Below are 16,401 nucleotides of genomic sequence, written 5' to 3' on the forward strand. Positions count from 1 at the left end.
TCAAGGACGGCGAGTCGGGAGCGCGCCGCTCAGCCGCCGGGTGCGGGACGGGCCGACCGCGAGGTCAGGGCCTGGCAGGGCTGCGCGGCGGGGAGGCGCCCGGTGAAGAACGACGTCGGCGGGACACCCATCAGGGTGCGGAAGTCGGCGGTGAGATGGGACTGGTCGTAGTAGCCGGTGGCGGCGGCCAGTTGGGCCCAGGACGTGTCCGGAGCGTGGCGGGCCCGGGTGAGGACGTGGCGCACCCGGGCGATGCGGGCGTAGTGCTTGGGGGAGAGCCCGACACCCTCCGCGAACAGGTTGCGGAGCTGGCGCTCGCTGACCGAGAGCCGGCCCGCCAGCTCACCGACGCCCGGCGGCACCCGGCCCGTCCCGGTCGACATGGCCCGGACCGCCGCGCGCAGCAGCCGGACGCGGGCCGGATCGGCGGGGGCGAGCCGCCCCGGCAGCACCCGGGCCAGCCGGGGGACCACCTCCTCCGGCTCCGACGACAGCAGTTCGCCGGCCAGCAGGCGGGCGGTGTCGGCCGGGAAGTCTCCGAGGCGCCGGACCACACCCACCAGGTCGACGGCCGGGACGCCCAGCAGCGGGCGGGCCGCACCCGGCCCGAGACGCAACTGGACGCAGGAGGCCAGGCGCTTGCCCGCGTGGTACGAGGCACGGGTGCGCGGTCCCACCACCAGGACGTCACGGCGGCCGTTCTCCTCGATCCGCACGACCACCTTCGCCGCCGTGTCCGGGACCTGGGCGAACGGCCCCGCCGGAATGCCGTCGACGGCGGTGAGACCGGCGCGGGCGAACCACGGGCTCAGGGCCGCGGGCAGCACCAGCGGTTCCTCGATGAGGGAGTCCGCGGCGGGCTTCGTCTCGTACGGGGTGCTCACCCCTTCACGGTAGACGCGGCACAGCACCCGCAGGGCCCGTGAACCGTGCCGGAATTTCCTAGCTCCGGCCGACATCCGCCCGGCACGGTGAGGCCATGATCCTAGTGACCGGTGCCACGGGCACCATCGGCAGCCACGTCGTACGACTGCTCGCGGAGCGCGGCGAGAAGGTCCGCGCCCTCACCCGGGACCCGTCCCGCGCCACGCCGCCGCCCGGGGTGGAGGCGGTGCGCGGGGACTACCGCGAGCCCGACTCGGTGGCGGCCGCGCTGGCCGGCGCGACCGCACTGTTCGCGGTGGGCGTCCTCGGCCCCGGGGACGCCGAGCAGGACGCGGCCCTCGTCGCCCTGGCGCGGACGGCGGGCGTACGCGCGGTCGTCAAGCTCTCCGCCATCGGCACCGGCGACCCGGTCCTCGGCCCCGTCGGCATCTGGCATCTCGGCGGTGAACAGGCCGTCAGGGACAGCGGGTTGGAGTGGGCGGTGCTGCGCCCCTCCGCCTTCGCCTCCAACACCCTGAGCTGGGCGGAGCCGATCCGCTCCGGCGATCCGGTGCCCGACCTGACCGGCCCCGGCACCCAGGGCGTCGTCGACCCGCGCGACGTCGCCGAGGTCGCGGTGGCGGCGCTCCTCGACCCGCGGCACTCGGGCCGCGTCCACACACTGACCGGGCCCGAACTCCTCACCACGGCCGGCCAGGCGGCGATCCTCGCCGGTGTCCTCGACCGCCCGGTTCGCACCGAGGACGTCCCCGCCGAGGCGGCCCGCGAGCGGTTCCTCGCGGCGGGCATGTCCGAGACCTACGTCGAGGGTGTCCTGGCGGGCACCGCGTACGTACGGCAGGGGCGCAACGCCGTGGTGACGGACGGCGTACGGCGGGTGCTGGGCCGGGAGCCGCGCACCTACGAGCGCTGGGCCCGCGATCACAGGGCGGCGTTCGCCGGCGGCTGACCGCCCGGCGCGGCCGTTCCCTCCGGCTCGGGGGCGGAGGGAACGCGCACCGGCCGCAGGACCCCCGCCGCCAGCACCAGCGCGGCCGCCGCGAGCCCCGTGCCCACGGCGAACGCCAGCCGGTAGCCGCCGGCGGTCGCCGCGACGGCCCGCTCGCCCTCGCCGAGCAGCCGCCCGGTGCGGGCCGCCGCGAGCGTCGTGAGCACCGCGAGGCCCAGCGAACCGCCCACCACCTGCGTGGTGTTGAAGAGGCCGGAGGCCAGCCCGGCGTCCTCCTCCCGGGCGCCCGACATGGCGAGTCCCGTCACCGCGGGCATCGCCGCCGCGAAACCGGCGGCGAGCAGGAGGAGCGGGGGCAGGACGTCGGTGACGTAGTGCCCGTCGACCGGGGCGCGGGTCAGCAGCGCGAGGCCGGCGGTGACGAGGGCGAGTCCGGCGAGCAGGACCCGGTAGGGGCCGAAGCGGGCGATCGTCCGGGCGGACAGCCCCAGCATCAGCACCCCGATCGCGACCGGCGCCGGAAGGAACGCCGTGCCGGTGAGCAACTCGCCGTAGCCCAGAACGCGTTGCAGGTACAGGGCGCCGACGTACTGGAAGCCGTACATCGCGCCGATCATCAGGACCTGGACGGCGTTGGCACCCGTCAGGAGACGCGAGCGGAACAGCGCGAGCCGCAGCAGCGGGCGGGCGGCCCGTGCCTGGCGCAGGGCGAAGGCGGCGAAGAGGGCGAGCGAGACCGCCGCGAGGGCGGCGTCCGCGCCGGACGTGCGACCGCCGGACCCGACGATCGTGTACACCGTCAGCATCAGCGCGCCGGTGACCAGCGCGGAACCGGGGTAGTCGGCGCCCCCGCCGAGGCCGGCACCGCGGTCCGGGGCGAGGACCCGCAGCGCGGCCACCCACGCCGCCACCCCGATCGGCAGGTTGATCAGGAAGATCCAGTGCCAGCCGAGTGCCTGGGTCAGCGCCCCGCCGAGGAAGGTGCCCAGCGCCCCGCCGGCCGCCCCCACGGCGCTGAACACCGCGATGGCCCCGGCCCGTTCGCCCGGCCCGGGGAACAGCGCGACCAGCATGCCCAGCACGACCGCCGAGGTCATCGCGCCCCCGACGCCCTGGAGGGCGCGGGCCGCCACGAGCACGCCCCGGTCCGTGGCCACCCCGCACAGCACGGACGCCACGGTGAACACCGCGAGCCCGGCGGTGAACATCCGCCTGCGGCCCAGCAGGTCGCCGAGCCGGCCCGCGAGCAGCAGCAGCCCGCCGAACGGGATCAGGTACGCGTTCACGACCCAGGCGAGGCCCGGACCCGAGAAGCCGAGGTCGTTCTGGATCGCGGGCATGGCGACCGTCACGACGTTGCCGTCCAGGATCGTCATCAGGGTCCCCGCGCACAGCACGGCGAGGGACGCCCGGGGGGAGTACGGTCCCCGGTTCGGTGATCCGGTCCTGGTCGGCATGGTGAGGGCCTCCGCGTTCTCCAAAGGTGCACGACTTGTAACGGGGTACATCGTGAGTGACCATGGAGACCCGCATAAGGAGGCACCTCGATGTCCCAGGGGAACACCGGTGTTACCCCGCAGGCCGTGCTCGCGCAGGCGTGCCCGGTCCGCGAGGTTCTTGACAGGGTCGCGGGCAAATGGAGCGTGCTGATCATCGTCGCCGCCGCGCACGGCCCGATCCGCTTCACCGAACTGGAGCGCAGCGTCGAGGGCATCAGCCGCCGCATGCTGACCCTCACCCTGCGCAACCTGGAGCGCGACGGACTCGTGACGCGCACCGTCCACGCGACGGTGCCCCCGAAGGTCGAGTACGAACTCACTCCCGTGGCCCGCGAGTTGCACGCCACGCTGCTGTCCCTGACGGACTGGGCCGAGCGGCACCGCGTCACGATCGCCGAGTCCCGCGCGGCCTACGACGCCGTGCACCGGCCCGAACTGCTGGACGTCTAGGGCGAGTCGGCGGCCTGGGCCGGATCCGGTGGTCCGGGCGCGCGCCGGTGCGGGCGCGTCCGCCCGGCGGGTGTCAGAGGCCGAACGGGCCGGGGTCGTCGGCCATCGTGCGGAAGTACGCGCGCGGGTCGGCCACCAGCTTGCGTTTCGTGAGGTCCATCAGCCCGCCGACACCGGTCAGCTCGGCGGCCACCGTGCCGTCCAGCTTCCGGATCGTCTGCTCGATCCGGAACGTCTTGCCCTCGCCCCAGACGAAGGCGCAGGTCACCTCGGTCTCGTCGCCCGCGCGCAGCTCCCGCAGATAGCGGATGGTCGTCTCCAGGGCGACCGGGCCCACGCCCTCGGCCATCAGGTCGGCCTGCCGGATCCCGGCCGCCTGGAGCAGGCACCAGCGCGCGTGCTCGGCGTACTGCAGGTACACGCTCTGGTTCAGGTGTCCCTGCACGTCGGTCTCGTACCCGCGGACGGTCACACCCACGGAAAACGGCTCTGCCACGACTTCCCCTTCACGACGGTCCGGACGCGTCCGGGGCAGGCGGACGCCTGTTCCCGGGACCCACGATCTCAACACCCCCGCCCCACGCGCCGCCCGGGTCCCACGGGCGCACCCGGCGCGGGCGGGCCTGGGGCAGCCCGTGCGCGCCTCAGGCCCGCCGCGGCGAGGCCAGGACGTAGCGCGCCTCCGTACGGGGCTCGGTGTGCGCGCTGACCTGCCAGCCCGCCCCCTCCAGTGTCGCCGCGCAGGCCCGCAGCCGCTCGGGGTCCGGATCGCGCACGGCGACGGCCTCCGGCTGCGGAGTCGCCCGCACCCGGTAACCGGGCCCCGCCGGACCGTCCGGGGGGTGGCCCGCGGCCTCCAGGGCGAGCGCGGCGGCCTGCACCAGATGCGCGCGCTCCCAGCCGCAGGGCCGGTCCGTGGCGCCGCCGGCCCCGGTCATCCGCCGCAGCTCCAGGAGCCCCTGCCAGGCGCTGTGCACCTCCCGGGCGCGGGCAGGACCCGGCTCGGCGTCCTCCTCGCCCCCGATCCGGGCGGCGAAGACCCCGGAGTCGCGCACGGCGGGGGCCTGAGCCGGCTCCTCGGGCGTGGACGCCTCCTCGCGCAGGCGGTGGCCGGCGGGCGTCAGGAAGTGGTCGTGCGGCGGTCTCGGGTGCCGGAAGGCCAGCCCGCGCTTCACCAGGGCGGCGAGCTGGGTCTCCGTACCCCGCAGCCGCCCCGTGACGGGGTCCGCGGCGTCGAGGACGCGCCGCTGGGCAGCGGTCGGCGGTCGGGTCACGGCACGTCTCCTCCCCTCGGCGGGCGCGGACCCGGAGCCGGGGACCGGCGCCCTCGAAGGCACCGGTGCCGGCGGGCACCGCACTGTCGAAGACTACGAGGGGGGTCTGACATTCCAGCTCGCGACGACCGGACGCCCGTGTTCCGTGCTGAGCCGGCCGATGGTCCCGGTACCCAGCAGGAACAGCGCGCCGCCCGACGGCGGCAGCCCGAGGCGCCGCGCGGTCAGGACCCGCAGGAAGTGCCCGTGGGCGACCAGCACCACACTGCCCTCGGTGTTCGCCAGCGCCGCGTCCACCTTGGCGAGCATCCGGTCGGCACGCTCCCCGACCTGCTCGGGGCTCTCGCCGGGATGCTCGGCGGGCCCCTCGGCCACGCCGTCCCGGAACAGGAACCAGTCCGGTCGCGTCCGCTGGATCTCGACGGTCGTCAGGCCCTCGTAGCCGCCGTAGTCCCACTCGCACAGGTCGGCGTCGAGCCGCACGCCGTCGAGCCCCACGAGTTCCGCCGTCTCGCGGGCCCGCCGCATGGGACTGACGAACGCGGCGGCGATGTGGTGCGAGCGCACGAGGGGGGCGACCGCGCGCGCCTGCTCGCGGCCCCGGCCCGTCAGCGTGACGTCCGTCCAGCTGGTGTGCCGGCCGGTGAGCGCCCACTCGGTCTCGCCGTGCCGTACCAGAAGCACATCACCCATCGCCGCGCCCTCCTGTCGCTCTCCCCGTACGGTGTCACCGGCCCCGGCGGCGCGCAGCACCGGATCGGCCAGACGGTGGCGTCCGGAGCCGGGCGGAGGCCGTCGCGCCCGCCGGCCCGCGGTGCGCCGGGCTACTGGCGATAGCCGCTCAGGAACCGTCCGATGCGGCTGATCGCCGCGTCCAGGTCGTCGGCGTACGGCAGCGTGAGGATGCGGAAGTGGTCCGGGCGGGGCCAGTTGAAGCCGGTGCCCTGGACGACCTGGATCTTCTCGCGCAGCAGCAGGTCGAGGACGAACTTCTCGTCGTCGTGGATGCGGTGCACCTCGGGGTCGATGCGCGGGAACGCGTACAGCGCGCCCTTCGGCTTGACGCAGGAGACGCCGGGGATCTCGTTCAGCTTCTCCCAGGCACGGTCGCGCTGTTCGCGCAGCCTGCCGCCGGGGGCCGTCAGCTCGTGGATGGACTGGCGGCCGCCGAGCGCGGCCTGGATGGCGTACTGGGCGGGCGCGTTGGCGCACAGCCGCATGGAGGCGAGCATGGTCAGCCCCTCCAGATAGCTGCGCGCGTGCTGCTTGGGCCCGGTGACGACCAGCCAGCCCGAGCGGAACCCGGCGACGCGGTAGGTCTTGGACAGCCCGCAGAAGGTGAGGACGACGAGGTCCGGGGCGAGCGCCGCCGCGCTGTGGTGCACGGCGTCGTCGTAGAGGATCTGGTCGTAGATCTCGTCCGCGAACACCATCAGGCCGTTGCGGCGCGCCAGGTCGAGGATGCCCTCGACGATCTCCTTCGGATAGACGGCGCCGGTCGGGTTGTTCGGGTTGATGATCACGACGGCCCGGGTCCGGTCGGTGATCTTCGACTCCATGTCGGCCAGATCCGGGTACCACTCGGACTGCTCGTCGCAGAGGTAGTGCACCGCCTTGCCGCCCGCGAGGGTCGTCACGGCCGTCCAGAGCGGGAAGTCCGGTGCGGGGATGAGGACTTCGTCGCCGTCCTCGATCAGGGCCTGGACCGCCATCGAGACCAGCTCGGAGACGCCGTTGCCGAGGAAGACGTCGTCGACGCCGACCTCCAGGCCGCGCTCCTGGTAGCGCTGGGCGACCGCGCGGCGGGCGGAGAGGACGCCCCGCGAGTCCGTGTAGCCGTGGGCCTGCGGGAGCATCCGGATCATGTCCTGGAGGATCTCCTCGGGCGCCTCGAAGCCGAAGAGCGCGGGGTTGCCGGTGTTGAGGCGCAGGACGCTGTGGCCCGCCTCCTCCAGCGCGTTGGCGTGCTCGATCACCGGGCCCCGGATCTCGTAACAGACCTCGCTGAGCTTGCTCGACTGCCGGAACTCCATGCGGTGCGCACCTCCGTGTTGTGGTGTTGCTTGGTTTTACCAAGTAGGCGCTTGGAAAGTCCAACAACATGTCTAGACTGCGTCGCATGTCACCACGCCGAAGCTACGACCAGTACTGTTCCGCGGCCCGGGCCCTCGACGCCGTCGGTGACCGCTGGACCCTCCTGGTCGTCCGCGAACTGCTCGCCGGCCCGCGCCGCTACACCGACCTGCACGCGGACCTGCCGGGCGTCAGCACGGACGTCCTGGCGTCGCGGCTCAAGGACATGGAGCGCGACGGACTGACGACCCGGCGCAGGCTGCCGCCCCCCGGCGCGGCGTACGTGTACGAACTCACCTCGCGTGGCCGGCAGTTGCTCCCCGTGCTGCAAGCGCTCGGCGAGTGGGGCGCGCCCGCCCTGGAGGAGCGCAGGCCCACGGACGCGGTCCGCGCCCACTGGTTCGCGCTGCCGCTGCTCCGCTGCCTGGAGGGCGAGGGGGACGGGCTGGTCCATGTCCGGCTGGAGGAGGGCGAGTTCTTCGTGCGGGTGGGCGCCGAGGAGGGCCCGGCGTACGGGGAGGGCCCGGCGTACGGGGAGGGCCCGGCGCCGGCCGAACCCGACACCTCGCTGACCCTGGACGCGGAGACCTGCACGGCCGTGGCGCAGGGCGCGTTGACGCTCCGTCAGGCCGTGGCCGAGCGGCGCGTGGAGGTCGCGGGCGAGGGTGCCCTGGCCAAGGCGCTGCGCGGCGAGTGACGACGGGCGTGCATCCCGCACGGGCCGCGCACCGGGGGAGGCCGCGGACGTGCGGAGGCCCGCCGCGCCCAGGGCACGACGGGCCTCCTCCTACCGGATTCCCCGCGGGTCAGGCGCCCGGCGGCACCCGGGACGGCCGCCCGGAGCCGCGCGTCAGCGTGTAGCCACCGACCCCCGCGAGCGCCGCCAGCACCCCGCCCACCGCGGTCCACGCCCACCGGTCGGTCCACCAGCCGGAGGCCCAGCCGTCGTCGGGCTCGATCGAGGACAGCACGGCCCCCGGCGACCCGGAGTCCTCGGACTCGTCGTCCCGCGCGGACGCCACGGCGATCCCCGGCACCAGCGGCCGGCCCAAAGACCCGTCGACCGCGGCGGAGCCGCCGATGTCCTTGGAGTCGACCCGGACCTCGGTGTCGACCGGAAGCCCGAGGTCCGACACCTTCAGGTCCACGACCGTCAGCCGGACGTAGTACGTGCCCGGCAGCGGGTCGTTGGCCCACGTCTCGGACCACGCGCGGACCGTGCGCAGGGTGCACGACAGTTCCACCGTCGCCGCGTCCCTCGCCGCCGTCCGCGTCTGCGCCCCGTACTGGCACGCCTGCCGACGCCGCAGTCCGTCGTACACGTCGACCTGCCAGGTCTCCGTGGCGTTCCGGGTGGACGCATCGGGCAGCTTCACCGTCGCCTTCACGGTGGGCCGCTGCCCCGCGTCGGCCGGGAAGGACCAGTACAGGTAGTCACCGGTCGACCCGCCCGCGGTGGCCTGCTCTCCCTGGTCGATCTCGGTCGCGGTGCGGAACGACGTACCCGCCTCCGTGGGAGCGCCGCCGTCCTCCGACGGGCTCGGCGAGGGCGAGGCGTCGGCGACCGCGGGGGACACCGCCGCGCCGAGCATGAACAGTGCCGCGGTCAGCACACGTGCGATACGCATCAGTTGGTCCTCCAGACCGCGACCCGCCAGCGGGAGATCCAGCCCCACAGCACACCCGCGAGGAAGCCGGTGAGCACCAGGGCGCCCAGCAGCCACCAGCCGCGCCCGAGACCGAAGGCGGCGACGTCGGACGCCTGGTCGGGCCCGTCGACGACGTCGACCGTCAGCTCCACCGGCAGACCCGGCGTGGTCTTCACGCCGGAGGCCGCCGAGAAGGAGTGGGACACCTGGAGGCACACGGCCTCGGCCGGCGCGTCGTCCTCGTCGCCGTCGTCGCTCTCCGCCTTCGGGTAACGCAGTCCGGTCGAGACGACGTCGGTGCGGCCGTTGCCCGCCGCCTCACCGCGGACGATCTCCCGCCCGCGCACGGTGACCGCGCGCAGCAGCACCCCGTGGTCGGGGTTCACCGCGCGGTCGGCGGCCACGCTCACGGAGGCACGCAGTTCCCGGCCCGGCTCCACGTCGACGCGGTACCAGCGGTGCTGTCCGAACTCCGCGCGGTCGGTGTACAGCCCGGACTTCAGCGTCGGCGCCTTCGCGCAGGCGTCGGCCCCGTCCACGGCCACCGGTGTCACCACCGGATCGGCGGCCCGCTCCACCAACTGGCCCACCCGGTCGGAGAGTTCCTCCTTGTGGCGGACGGAGGTGTACGTGCCGCCGGTGGCGTCCGCGATGCAGCTGAGCTGGTCGCGGGTCTTGGCGTCGGGCACGAGCCCGAGCGTGTCGATGGTGAGGCCGATGCCCTTGGCCGCGATCTCGCGTGCCACCTCGCACGGGTCCAGCGGCTGGCAGGTGTCCTCGCCGTCGCTGATGAGCACGATCCGCCGGGTGCCCTCACCGCCGTCCAGGTCGGCGGCGGCCTTGCGCAGCGCCGGGCCGATCGGCGTCCAGCCGGTCGGGGTGAGCGTCGCGACCGCGGTTTTGGCCTCGGTCCGGTCCAACGGCCCGACCGGGTAGAGCTGTTCGGTGTCCTTGCAGCCCGTCTTGCGGTCGTCGCCGCGGTAGTTGGCCCCGAGCGTGCGTATGCCGAGCCGGACCTCCTCGGGCGTCGCGTCGAGCACCTCGTTGAACGCCTGCTTGGCCGCGGCCATCCGCGACCCGCCGTCGATGTCCCGGGCGCGCATCGAACCGCTGACGTCCAGCACGAGTTCGACCTTGGGAGCGGCCTGCTCCACCGGTTCGTCGGCGGCCGCTCCGGCCGGGAACGCGGCCCCGGCCGTCAGAGCGGCGAGCAGGGCGCAGATCCCCGCCGCCAGCCGTTGTCTTGTGATCATCGGCGGATCCTATTGAGCAAAGGTGCCGCGCTTCAAAACGAGCGGCCCTCGGCGCCCTCCCCGGACACCGGGTTGGGCAGCCGCGCCCACAGGTCGCCGGGCGTTTCCGGAGACAGCCGCATCAGCGTCAACGCCTTGGTGGGCAGCGGTTCTTCGAGCAGCGCGACGAGATCCGGGGTGCGCGGCAGGTCCCGTACGGCGTCCGCCAGGGCCTCGCGCAGCACGGCCGCCGAACCCGCCGTCGCGCCGAGGGAGCCGCCGACCAGCGAGCCGAACAGCTTGCGGCGCAGGGCGGTCTCGTCGTCGGTGACGATCCGTCCGGACAGCTGCGGCGCCGGGATGCCGTGCCGCGCGAGGCGGGCCGGACTGACGCGGATGTCGGCGAGGTCGCGGTAGACGAGCCGCACCGGGTCGCCGGCGGGGGAGAGGACGACCAGGAGGTTCTGGCCGTGCGCCTCCAGCGCCACCCCCAGGTCCAGCAGGCGCAGGCAGGCGGTCAGCGCCAGCCGGGTGAACCGGGCGAACCAGCGCGCCGACCGGGGCAGTTCCGTCGTCGCGAGGGCCGCCACCGGGACCACCCGTTCACCGCCTCGCGCGTACGTCTCGGGGGCTTCGCGCACCACCGCCGCGAGGTCGGGGGAGCCGGCGGTGGCCGCCCCGAGGGTCCGGGTGACGTCCAGCAGGCCGTCCGTGCGCGCCGCGACCGACGCCATGAACGCGGAGACCGCCTCGGACGTCGTGATCGAGTAGACGGAGATGTCCCGCACCGAGGAGGTGAGCCGCGCGCTCAAGGCGGTCTTGACGTGCGGCCCGTCCGGCAGGGCGAGGGTGCGCAGCGACATCAGCGGATGGGCTGTGGGCCCCTTGTGGCTCGGCGTGTCCAGCACGTGGTCCGCCTGCCAGGGGTGGACCGGGATCAGCACGCGCCCGCCGTCGCGCAGGAAGTCCGGCCACGCGCCGGTGACGAGGCAGTCGTCCACGGCGGCGGACCGCAGCTCCACCGGCTGCCCGTGCTCCGGGCCGTACGCGAGCTGCTCGGCCACCGAGAAGCCGGGCCGCGAGCGGCAGTTGGGGTGATAGGGATGCCCGTCGACCACCCGCTGCTCCCACTCCCAGCCGGTCTCGGCGGGCCGCTCCTGGACGCGCCGGCCGGCACGCGACAGCGCCAACGAGGCCGCGCTGCCGGCCAGTTCGGCCGCGAAGGCGGGCCCGTGGCGCACGCCCAGATCCGTCATCAGCCGCTCGGGGCGGTCGTAGGGCCGCCCGTCGAGGCGGACTTCGGCCGCGTACGCGGTGGTCGCGTACGGGTCGGCGGACGGCCCCTCCAGCCGCCGCCCGTCGGCCAGCCGCACGCGGAGCCCGTCTCGCCCTTCTTCCCGCCACTCGACCCACGGCAGCGGCTCATGGGCCAGCGCGCGCCACAGCCGGGACAGGACGGCCGCCCGCGCGCCGGGCAGCGCCGCCGCATACGGCTCCGACAGGTCGGGGCGTACGGCGTCGAGTTCCGCGGCGAACTCGGCCTCGGGCCGGGAAGGACGGTGCACGGTCGGACTCCTTGGGTACGGGGACTGCGTCGCGGCCGGCGGCGACGACGGGGACCGAGCCGGCACCGGCACCGGCGACGGACGACGGACCGGACGGCGGCGCGCCCGCACACCGGTCACACACGGTCATACTGATCACCAGAGAACAGTGCACCGTATGGAACGTGGGGAACGAATGGATCGCGTGGACTCCCTGCACTCCGGGCCCTCCCTGGACGACGTGGCGGAGGCGGCCGACGCGTACGCGGCGGCGCCGCTGCTCAATTGTCTGCTGCGGGAGGCCGGGGAGCCCGCGGGCGCTCCCGGCGTGTACCGGCTCCGGGCCGGCGGCCGCCTGCTGCGGGTCGCCGGCACCCGGCGGCCCGCCCGCCCCGAGGTCCACGCCGCCGGTGCCTGGCACCGCCTGACCCACGCCGAGCTGGTGAAACTCACCGCCGACGAGCTGCGCCGCCTCACCGGTCTTTCCAACTCCGAACTGCCCGCCGAGATGATCGACAGCCGGGACGCGGTGGCCGCCCTGCTCGCCGCCCGTGCCGACGCCACCCCGCCGGACGACCTCTACCGGCGCTCCGAGCAGTCCCTGCTCACGGGCCATCCGTACCACCCCGCCCCCAAGGCGCGCGGCGGCGGACCGGTCGCCGGCTGGCTGCCCTACGCGCCCGAGGCGTACGCCGAGTTCCCGCTGGAACTGCTCGCCGTGCGTGAGGACGCGGTGGCCGAGGAAGGCGACCCGGGAGCCCTGGACGCCCTCGGCGCGGCCCCGGACGGCTACCGGCTGCTGCCCGCCCACCCCTGGCAGCTCGACCTGGTCGCCGCCCGCCCGGAGATCCGGGACGCGCTCGCGGACGGCAGGCTCCTGCGGCTCGGCCGCACCGCGCGCCCGCTGTGGCCGACGGCCGCCGTGCGCACCCTCAGCACCCCCGAGGACGATCTCTTCCTCAAGTTCAGCCTCGACGTGCGCATCACCAACGACGTCCGCCGCCTGTGGCGCCACGACCTGCAGAGACTGCGCCGCACGGACGCGGCGGTCACCTCGGCGTTCGCCGCCGGGTGCGGCGGCGCCGCCTGGCTGAGCGACCGCGGCTACCGCACGGCCGCCTTCGCCTTCGAGGAACTCGCCGTGCTGGTCCGCGACGGACTGCGCGGCCACGTCCTGCCCGGCGCGACCCCGCTGCTCGCCGCCGCCCTCGTCGAGGGCTTCGACGGCAGCCCCCTCGACACGGCCACCGACACCGGCGCCTGGTGGGCGGCGTACCTGCGGCAGGTCGTGCCACCGGTCCTCGACGCCTTCGCGCGCCACGGCGTCGTCCTGGAGGCGCATCTGCAGAACACGCTCGTCGCCGTGGACGGCGCGGGGATGCCCGTCCAGGCCCTGTTCCGGGACGCGGAGGGCGTCAAGCTCGTGGGCGAGGTGACCCGCGCCGCCGGCTGGGAGCGGCTGGTGTACTGCCTGCTGGTCAACCACCTCGCCGAACTCGCGGCCCTGCTCGCGGAACGGCACCCCGGGACCGACCCGTGGCCCGCCGTGCGGAGGGAGCTGCTCCGCTACGACGCCGGGCACGGCCTGCCCGAGATCCGGCAGCTCCTCACCGCGCCCGCCCTGCCCGGCAAGACCAACCTGCTGCTGCGCTGGACGGGCGCCGACGGAGCCGACGCCCGCTACCTCCCGCTGCCGAACCCATTGGCCCACGACCCCTCGGACGGGCCCGCGCCGGAGGGCCCCGCCTGACCCCGGCGGCCGCCGCGGGCGCCTGATCTACAGTTGGCGTGTGCTGCGCGAAGTGACCGCCGTCCGATACGTGACCCCCCTGCGGGCGGGCGGCTCCGTGCCCGGAGTCGTCGAGGCCGACGACCTCGGGACGTACGTCGTGAAGTTCACCGGCTCCGCGCAGGGCCGCAAGGCGCTCGTCGCCGAGGTGATCGTCGGGGAGCTGGGGCGCGCGCTCGGCCTGCGGATCCCGGAACTCGTCCTCACCCACTTCGACCCGGCCGTCGCCGCGCACGAGCCGCACCGGGAGGTCCAGGACCTGCTGCACGCGAGCGCCGGCCTCAACCTCGGCATGGACTACCTGTCGGGAGCGCGGGACTTCACACCCGAGATCGCGGAGCAGGCCACCGTCGACCCGCTGGAGGCCGGCCGGGTGATCTGGCTGGACGCCCTCACGGTCAACGTGGACCGGACCGTGCACAGCTCGAACCTGATGCTCTGGCCCACCCTCGGTGTCGCCCCGCCGCGCCTGTGGCTGATCGACCACGGCGCGGCCCTCGTCTTCCACCACCGCTGGGACGCCTCTTCGCCCGAGAAGGCGTACGACTTCCGCCACCACGCGCTGGGCGGCTTCGCGCCCGACCTGCGGGCCGCCGACGCCGAACTGGCTCCCCGGGTGACCGAGGAGCTGCTGCGCGAGGTCGCCGGGCGGGTGCCGGACGCGTGGCTCGCGGACGAGCCCGGTTTCGCCGGCCCGGACGAGGTGCGCGAGGCGTACGTCCGCTACCTCCACGCGCGTGTGCGGGCCTCCGCCGCCTGGCTCCCCACCGGTTTCCCGACCCGCGAGCAGCTCGCCGCCGAGGACGCCCACCGCGCGGCCAGGACGCAGCGGGGCCGGCCGGACTGGCTCAAGCGGGTCCCCGACCTGCACGGCAAACCGGCCGCCGAGCAGGACTGGTCCGTGCACCTGGAAAGGAAGCCCTGAACCCGTGACCTCCCCGCACCGCGTCCAGATCGAGTACTGCACCCAGTGCCGCTGGCTTCCCCGCGCCGCCTGGCTCGCCCAGGAGCTCCTGACCACCTTCGAGACCGAGCTGGCCGAGCTGTCGCTGAAGCCCGGCACGGGCGGCGTCTTCGTCGTCCGGGTCGACGGCGAGGTCGTCTGGGACCGCCGCGAGCAGGGTTTCCCGGAGCCGACGGCCGTGAAGCGCCTGGTCAGGGACCTGGTGGCCCCGGACAGGAGCCTCGGCCACTCCGAGAAGTGACCCGCGGACGCGAGCGCGCCCCCGGTGCCGTGCGGTACCGGGGGCGCGCTGCCGCTCGGGAGGTCAGCCCTTGAGCCGCTCGTACGCCGGCAGGGTCAGGAAGTCGGCGTAGTCCTCGTCCAGGGACACCTGGAGCAGCAGATCGTGGGCCTGCTGCCAGTTGCCGGCCGTGAACGCCTCGTCACCGATCTCGGCCCTGATGGCGGCCAGTTCCTCACCGGCGATCTTCCGCGCCAGCTCGGGCGTGGCCTTCTCGCCGTTCTCGAACTCGACGCCCGCGTTGATCCACTGCCAGATCTGCGAACGGGAGATCTCCGCGGTGGCCGCGTCCTCCATCAGGTTGAAGATCGCGACCGCGCCGAGTCCGCGCAGCCAGGCCTCGATGTAGCGGATGCCGACCTGGACGGCGTTGACCAGGCCGCCGTAGGTGGGCTTGGCGTCGAGCGAGTCGATCGCGATCAGGTCGCCGGCCGCCACGGACACGTCCTCGCGCAGCCGGTCCTTCTGGTTCGGCCGGTCCCCGAGGACCTTGTCGAACGAGGACATGGCGATGGGGACCAGGTCGGGGTGGGCGACCCAGGAGCCGTCGAAACCGTCGCCGGCCTCGCGGTCCTTGTCCGCCTTGACCTTCTCGAAGGCCACCTTGTTGACCTCCTCGTCGCGGCGCGAGGGGATGAAGGCCGCCATACCGCCGATCGCGTGCGCGCCGCGCTTGTGGCAGGTGCGCACGAGGAGTTCGGTGTACGCCCGCATGAACGGGGCGGTCATCGTGACCGCGTTGCGGTCCGGCAGGACGAACTTGGCGCCGCCGTCACGGAAGTTCTTGACGATCGAGAAGAGGTAGTCCCAGCGGCCCGCGTTCAACCCGGAGGCGTGGTCGCGGAGTTCGTAGAGGATCTCCTCCATCTCGTACGCCGCCGTGATCGTCTCGATCAGGACGGTCGCGCGCACGGTGCCCTGCGGGATGCCCACGTAGTCCTGCGCGAAGACGAACACGTCGTTCCAGAGGCGGGCCTCCAGGTGCGACTCCGTCTTCGGGAGGTAGAAGTACGGGCCCTTGCCGAGGTCGAGGAGCCGCCGGGCGTTGTGGAAGAAGTACAGGCCGAAGTCGACGAGCGCGCCGGGCACGGGAGTTCCGTCGCCGTCGACGAGGTGACGCTCGTTCAGGTGCCAGCCGCGCGGGCGCATCACGACGGTGGCCAGTTCGGCGTTGTCCTTCAGGGCGTACGACTTGCCGGTGCGCTCGTCCGTGAAGTCGATCCGGCGCTCGTAGGCGTCGGTCAGGTTGAGCTGGCCGAGGATCACGTTCTCCCAGGTCGGCGCGGAGGCGTCCTCGAAGTCCGCGAGCCAGATCCGGGCGCCCGAGTTCAGGGCGTTGATGGTCATCTTGCGGTCCGTGGGGCCGGTGATCTCGACCCGGCGGTCGTCCAGCGCGGCCGGAGCCGGGGCGACCTTCCAGGAGTCGTCCGCGCGGACGGCCGCCGTCTCGGGGAGGAAGTCGAGCGTGGAGGTGCGGGCGATCTCGGCGCGGCGCTCCGCACGGCGGGCGAGGAGCTCGTCACGCCGCGGCGTGAACAGCCGGTGCAGCTCGGCCACGAAGGCGAGGGCCGCGTCGGTGAGGACCTCCTCCTGCCGGGGCAGGGGCTCGGCGTCGACGATGGCCAGCGGGGACGGCGCTGGTGCGGACATGAGCTGTCACTTCCTTCAGCGAGCTGCGTACGAGGGGGCTTGCGGGCTTCTCACGGGTACGGCTTCTCACGGACCTCTGAAGCGAACCACGTGAGGAGCCCATGCGCCGCGGCACTGGGTGCCAGGGCCCCCGGGTGCGACGGACGGCGCCCTCGGAACGGTC

Annotated in this window: 16 protein-coding genes; 6 read left to right on the forward strand and 10 right to left on the reverse strand. The window is 74.1% G+C overall.

Features of this window, described 5'->3' with window-relative positions; translation table 11 throughout:
• Positions 1 to 29 precede the first annotated feature (29 nt).
• A complete protein-coding gene (locus ACZ4VA_RS09615) occupies positions 30 to 884 on the reverse strand; it encodes an AraC family transcriptional regulator (protein WP_355794490.1) in 855 nt (284 codons plus the stop codon).
• Positions 885 to 979: 95 nt separating this feature from the next.
• On the opposite strand from ACZ4VA_RS09615, the gene ACZ4VA_RS09620 reads away from it, so the two are divergent.
• Entirely contained in the window at positions 980 to 1,834 is an 855-nt protein-coding gene (locus ACZ4VA_RS09620; RefSeq protein WP_468080635.1) for an NAD(P)H-binding protein, read from the forward strand.
• Here ACZ4VA_RS09620 and ACZ4VA_RS09625 read toward each other — a convergent pair.
• Complete coding sequence (locus ACZ4VA_RS09625; RefSeq protein WP_356166825.1) at positions 1,807 to 3,291, reverse strand: MFS transporter; 1,485 nt, start codon at positions 3,289 to 3,291, stop codon at positions 1,807 to 1,809. The two genes, ACZ4VA_RS09620 and ACZ4VA_RS09625, sit on opposite strands and share 28 nt — an antisense overlap.
• 90 nt (positions 3,292 to 3,381) lie before the next feature.
• Between ACZ4VA_RS09625 and ACZ4VA_RS09630 the strand changes: the two genes are divergently transcribed.
• Positions 3,382 to 3,783 (forward strand): winged helix-turn-helix transcriptional regulator, encoded by a 402-nt coding sequence (locus ACZ4VA_RS09630; RefSeq protein WP_355785608.1) that lies wholly within the window; start codon positions 3,382 to 3,384, stop codon positions 3,781 to 3,783.
• Positions 3,784 to 3,856: 73 nt separating this feature from the next.
• Here ACZ4VA_RS09630 and ACZ4VA_RS09635 read toward each other — a convergent pair whose 3' ends face one another.
• The 4 genes from ACZ4VA_RS09635 to ACZ4VA_RS09650 form a co-directional block, all read right to left on the reverse strand.
• Complete coding sequence (locus ACZ4VA_RS09635; RefSeq protein WP_355785611.1) at positions 3,857 to 4,279, reverse strand: acyl-CoA thioesterase; 423 nt, start codon at positions 4,277 to 4,279, stop codon at positions 3,857 to 3,859.
• A 148-nt stretch (positions 4,280 to 4,427) separates the two neighbouring features.
• Positions 4,428 to 5,057 carry a hypothetical protein gene (locus tag ACZ4VA_RS09640; protein ID WP_356166818.1) on the reverse strand — a complete coding sequence of 210 codons (630 nt, stop codon included), beginning with the start codon at positions 5,055 to 5,057 and terminating at the stop codon, positions 4,428 to 4,430.
• Between the two features lie 93 nt (positions 5,058 to 5,150).
• Positions 5,151 to 5,750, reverse strand: a complete 600-nt coding sequence (locus ACZ4VA_RS09645) for a histidine phosphatase family protein (RefSeq protein WP_468080638.1) — start codon at positions 5,748 to 5,750, stop codon at positions 5,151 to 5,153.
• 131 nt (positions 5,751 to 5,881) lie between these two features.
• Positions 5,882 to 7,090: a pyridoxal phosphate-dependent aminotransferase gene (locus ACZ4VA_RS09650; protein WP_356166814.1), complete on the reverse strand. Its 1,209-nt coding sequence runs from the start codon at positions 7,088 to 7,090 to the stop codon at positions 5,882 to 5,884.
• Between the two features lie 86 nt (positions 7,091 to 7,176).
• Between ACZ4VA_RS09650 and ACZ4VA_RS09655 the strand changes: the two genes are divergently transcribed.
• Positions 7,177 to 7,827, forward strand: a complete 651-nt coding sequence (locus tag ACZ4VA_RS09655) for a winged helix-turn-helix transcriptional regulator (protein WP_468080641.1) — start codon at positions 7,177 to 7,179, stop codon at positions 7,825 to 7,827.
• A gap of 109 nt (positions 7,828 to 7,936) precedes the next feature.
• Here the strand turns inward: ACZ4VA_RS09655 and ACZ4VA_RS09660 are convergent, their stop codons facing one another.
• Genes ACZ4VA_RS09660 through ACZ4VA_RS09670 form a run of 3 tightly spaced genes read right to left on the reverse strand, consistent with a single transcriptional unit; the run spans position 7,937 to position 11,576 of the window.
• Complete coding sequence (locus ACZ4VA_RS09660) at positions 7,937 to 8,758, reverse strand: hypothetical protein (RefSeq protein WP_468080643.1); 822 nt, start codon at positions 8,756 to 8,758, stop codon at positions 7,937 to 7,939.
• Positions 8,758 to 10,032 (reverse strand): VWA domain-containing protein, encoded by a 1,275-nt coding sequence (locus ACZ4VA_RS09665; RefSeq protein WP_355785157.1) that lies wholly within the window; start codon positions 10,030 to 10,032, stop codon positions 8,758 to 8,760. Before ACZ4VA_RS09665 ends, ACZ4VA_RS09660 begins: the two co-directional genes overlap by 1 nt.
• 32 nt (positions 10,033 to 10,064) lie before the next feature.
• Positions 10,065 to 11,576, reverse strand: a complete 1,512-nt coding sequence (locus ACZ4VA_RS09670) for an IucA/IucC family siderophore biosynthesis protein (protein ID WP_356166809.1) — start codon at positions 11,574 to 11,576, stop codon at positions 10,065 to 10,067.
• Between the two features lie 175 nt (positions 11,577 to 11,751).
• On the opposite strand from ACZ4VA_RS09670, the gene ACZ4VA_RS09675 reads away from it, so the two are divergent.
• Genes ACZ4VA_RS09675 through ACZ4VA_RS09685 form a run of 3 tightly spaced genes read left to right on the forward strand, consistent with a single transcriptional unit; the run spans position 11,752 to position 14,549 of the window.
• On the forward strand, positions 11,752 to 13,305 hold the full coding sequence (locus ACZ4VA_RS09675) for an IucA/IucC family protein (RefSeq protein WP_356166806.1): 1,554 nt from the start codon (positions 11,752 to 11,754) through the stop codon (positions 13,303 to 13,305).
• Positions 13,306 to 13,345: 40 nt separating this feature from the next.
• Complete coding sequence (locus ACZ4VA_RS09680) at positions 13,346 to 14,269, forward strand: HipA family kinase (protein ID WP_389390364.1); 924 nt, start codon at positions 13,346 to 13,348, stop codon at positions 14,267 to 14,269.
• Positions 14,270 to 14,273: 4 nt separating this feature from the next.
• Positions 14,274 to 14,549 carry an Rdx family protein gene (locus tag ACZ4VA_RS09685; RefSeq protein ID WP_356237823.1) on the forward strand — a complete coding sequence of 92 codons (276 nt, stop codon included), beginning with the start codon at positions 14,274 to 14,276 and terminating at the stop codon, positions 14,547 to 14,549.
• Positions 14,550 to 14,612: 63 nt separating this feature from the next.
• On the opposite strand, the gene aceB is transcribed toward ACZ4VA_RS09685, so the two are convergent.
• Entirely contained in the window at positions 14,613 to 16,238 is a 1,626-nt protein-coding gene (gene aceB / locus ACZ4VA_RS09690; RefSeq protein ID WP_468080647.1) for a malate synthase A, read from the reverse strand.
• Positions 16,239 to 16,401 lie beyond the last annotated feature (163 nt).

It is taken from the genome of Streptomyces sp. NPDC028308 (assembly GCF_055565855.1).